The organism is Protofrankia sp. CiP1_Cm_nod2, assembly GCF_920664355.1.
In the GTDB taxonomy this organism is placed as follows: domain Bacteria; phylum Actinomycetota; class Actinomycetes; order Frankiales; family Frankiaceae; genus Protofrankia.
On the sequence record NZ_CAKKTL010000105.1, the window covers coordinates 14,145 to 17,792 of the forward strand.

Sequence of the window (3,648 nt, forward strand, 5' to 3'; positions counted from 1 at the left end):
TGTCCACGCCTGCCCCCACTCTCGAGACCACATGTGATCACATACTCGCTACTCTGCTGCCGGACCGGCCCGCCGCCGACGACGACGTCGCCGTCCTGCTCGCCCGCACCCACACCCTCACCGCCGGCCAGGTCGCCTCCTGGGACCTGCCCGCCGACCCCGCCGTCGTCGCCCACGCCCGCGCCCACACCATCCGCCAGCTCACCGCCTGGAACCTGCCCGACGTCATCCCCACCACCACCCTCGTCGTCAGCGAACTGGTCACCAACGCCATCCGCCACACCACCGGCCCCATCCACCTGCGCCTCATCCGCGACCGCGGCGCCCTCATCTGCGAGGTCTCCGACGCCAGCAGCACCGCCCCCCACCTGCGCCGCGCCCGCACCCTCGACGAGAACGGCCGCGGCCTGTTCCTCATCGCCCAGCTCACCCACCACTGGGGCACCCGCTACAACCGCACCGGCAAGAGCATCTGGGCCGAACAGCTCATCTGACACCGCGCAGTGGCCCGGTGCCCACGGCACGCTCACCGCATGAGGCCCACGGCGCGCTCACCGCGCGTCACGACGAGGGCGGGGGGCCGTGCCGAGGCCGAGACGCTGGCGGGAACGGACACGCCGGTCGAAGAAGTCGCGGACAGCCTGGTCGAAGACCGAGTTGTCGTCGCCGGCGACCATGTGATGGGCGTCGGCCACGTCGACATATTCGGCGTGGGGAACCAGCTCAAGGAAACGCCGGGCATCGTCGACGCTCAGTACGTCCGACCTGCCGCCGCGCACGAGCAGAGTCGGGATCCGCAGCGAGACGGCCGCCTCCTCGAGCCCGGGCATGACCACGTGCCCGCGCTGGGACAGCTGATTGCTGGTATCACGCAGAAAAGCGGGATCCCAGTGCCAGAACCACCGGCCGTCGACCCGGCGGAGGTTCTTGCGCAGGCCGCTGATGTTGCGCGGCCGGGGCCGTTGCGGGAGATAGGCCGCGACGGCGTCGGCGACCTCGTCCAGGGAGCCGTAGCCCTCCGGCCTGGCCGTCATGAACTCCCGGATGCGGTTCGTACCGGCGGCCTGCAGGAACGGTGAGACGTCGACCAGGACGACACCAGCCGCGAGATCGGGATGCTGCCTGAGAGCCGTCAGCGAGGCAATGCCGCCGAGGGATGCCCCGATGAGCACGGGCGCCCGCCCCGTCCACCGCACGGCCGCCACGACATCGGCGGCGAACCGGCTCAGGGGGTAGATCCCGTCGGGCGACCAGCCGCTGTCGCCGTGCCCGCGTAGATCGATGGTGAGCGCGTACCAGCCGTCACGGGCGAGCATACGGGCGGTCGTGCCCCAGGAATGACGGGTCTGGCCGCCGCCGTGCAGGAGCAGGACCGGGGCGGCGGCCGGGTCGCCGTAGGCATCGCCGACCAGCTCGACCCCGTCCGCGGGAATACGTATCGTCACCGGTTCGCCGGTGTCGGTGGTGACCCTGGCACAATCCGGCTCGTCACCCGTGGACGAAATCGATCGTGGGTCATTCTGCACGCCGTGTCTCCTACCGCACATGCCTGTCCGTGCTGACGTCATCAGGATACTGTTCGGCATCTCCGCGACCAGTGGGCAGGACAGGCCCTGATGTGAGCGATATGCGAGGAGCGGTCTTCGCAAGATTTTTCCGCACTTCTGGTGGAATCGCGCTCCACGCTGGATATTCCCGCTCCGGATACGCCGCCGGCCGCTGTTCCGACGCTCGGGCCCGGGCCGGTGAGAGCATCGCTGTAGAGCATCGCTGTTCGCCATGGTCCCGACGCCGCCGCGCGGTGGCCCGCGTACCGGTCCTTAAGCCGCTTCGTGACCGCTGTAGCAGCGCCACCGCGCCTGGAGCGGCACGGGGGAGGATGCCGAGCTCTCAGTTCCCGTCGTCGCCCGACCAGGGGATCGTCCAGCGGTGGTCAATGGTGTCGCCACGGCGGGCGAAGCGCAGATCGGTGGACAGCCGCATCACGTCCCCTGTGACGTCCAGGGACGCGTGGATGAGGTGCGAGTTGTGCAGGGTGATGTCGCCGGCCCTGCTGACGACGTGCATCCATCGCAGGCCCAGCTGGCTGGAGACCCAGAAGAGGTCGTGGCTGATCGGCCGGGGATCGCCCGGGCGGTCCGTCACCGCACGCAGGGGCGCCAGCTTCTCGCGGCTGAGCCGGTGCGACCCCTCCAGGTAGACCATGCCGCCGGTCTCGACCGAGCAGTCACCCAACGGTATCCACATCGTCACCAGGCGGTCGGAGCCCGCGTCGAGGTAGTCGAAGTCCGCATGGGCGCGGGTCGCGGTGAGCGACCCACGGTGGAAATGCCGGACAATATGCCGCGGCAGCAGAACCGCGGGGGCCTCCAGCAGTGTCTCGGCCAGGCGCAGCAGCTGCGGGTTCTTTATGAACCGGCTGAAAGCGGCTGAACGGACGAAGCTGTGGGCCGGATGGCCCGGCCAGCCGTGCGGCGGGAGGCCCGGCGGCAGCTGCCCGGAGAAAACACCGTGAACCGGCTCGGTCCCGGGCTTCAGGTAGACCGGGTCGAACCGGGAGAAATAGCCGGCCCGCAGCGCGCGGACCTCGTCCGGATCGAGCGCGCCGCGCAGGTGCAGATAGCCGTCCTCGTGGAACCGGCGCCGGAGCGCAACCGGATTGGACAGCAGCGGGGTGCTGTCACGCAGCAACGCGAAACGATCGCTGTCGAAAGGGATCGACAGCCCGTTGGAAGTCAGTCGCTTCGCGGTGACCGGCGTCCGCCGCAGACTGTCGTGCGCACCACGGGCCACCGGATCCGACGACGCATAATGCCGGTCACCTGCCTGGTCGATATAATTCACCCCAGAGATACCTGACGAATCCAGCGAAGCGCCGGTGACAATGGCGAGTTCCCCCACACCTGATCCTGACCTTTCTCGCATCGACGAGCGTGACAGCGAACCATGTGATTTTATGGGACGCGGCGCAGAACAACGCCCGAATTGGAGAACTCGGACGAAAGCAACATGTAGCCGCAGGTCAGCGGCGGTGGGTGTTATGGCATGGCGGCACCGGCATCATCCACACGGCAAGAACGCCGGAGCGGCCCCGTCGGCACCGGCGCCGTTGATTCATCCGCCGAACGACCGCTCGAACGACCGCTGGACGGACGCCCACCTGATGATCGACAGCGGGGCCCCGGCGGGCCCCGGCACCGAGCAGATGATCGCGGAAGCCGCTGCTTCCGGTTCGGTCTCCTACGGCTACGTCGACGGCGGAGACAGTCCACGGCAGCCGGGCCCACCTGCCGAAAAGGAATGAAGCAGTACTCTGGTACGACTTCGAGTATCGACTCTCCGAGTCGTCAGGAGGCCCGGATGCCCGCGGAACGTCAGCTGCCCTCGGACGAGGCGCGCGAACTGGTCGAACTCGCCAGCACGATCGCGGAGAAGGAGCTCGAGCCGCGGGTGGCCGAGTGGGAGGAGGCCGGCCGGTTCCCTCGCGACGCGTTCACCGTCCTGGGCCGGGCCGGGCTGCTCAGCCTGCCCTACCCCGAGGAGGCCGGCGGCGGCGGCCAGCCGTTCGAAGTGTACCTGCAGGTCCTGGAGGAGATCGCCTACCGGTGGGCGGCGGTCGCCGTCGGCGTCAGTGTGCACGCGCTGTCC

5 protein-coding genes are annotated in these 3,648 nt (G+C 69.0%); 3 read left to right on the forward strand and 2 right to left on the reverse strand.

What is annotated here, in order from left to right; translation table 11 throughout:
- Positions 1-494 (forward strand): ATP-binding protein (locus tag NBW84_RS13275; protein ID WP_250284995.1); only part of this gene is annotated, 494 nt, incomplete at its 5' end.
- 57 nt (positions 495-551) lie between these two features.
- Here NBW84_RS13275 and NBW84_RS13280 read toward each other — a convergent pair.
- Together NBW84_RS13280 and NBW84_RS13285 are read right to left on the reverse strand one after the other, a co-directional pair.
- Positions 552-1,526, reverse strand: a complete 975-nt coding sequence (locus NBW84_RS13280) for an alpha/beta fold hydrolase (protein WP_445548564.1) — start codon at positions 1,524-1,526, stop codon at positions 552-554.
- Positions 1,527-1,890: 364 nt separating this feature from the next.
- Positions 1,891-2,844, reverse strand: coding sequence for a phytanoyl-CoA dioxygenase family protein (locus NBW84_RS13285; RefSeq protein WP_250284999.1), 954 nt, complete (start codon positions 2,842-2,844; stop codon positions 1,891-1,893).
- Positions 2,845-3,031: 187 nt separating this feature from the next.
- On the opposite strand from NBW84_RS13285, the gene NBW84_RS13290 reads away from it, so the two are divergent.
- Both NBW84_RS13290 and NBW84_RS13295 read left to right on the forward strand, forming a co-directional pair.
- Complete coding sequence (locus NBW84_RS13290; protein ID WP_250285000.1) at positions 3,032-3,304, forward strand: hypothetical protein; 273 nt, start codon at positions 3,032-3,034, stop codon at positions 3,302-3,304.
- Positions 3,305-3,360: 56 nt separating this feature from the next.
- Positions 3,361-3,648 (forward strand): acyl-CoA dehydrogenase family protein (locus NBW84_RS13295; RefSeq protein ID WP_250285001.1); only part of this gene is annotated, 288 nt, incomplete at its 3' end.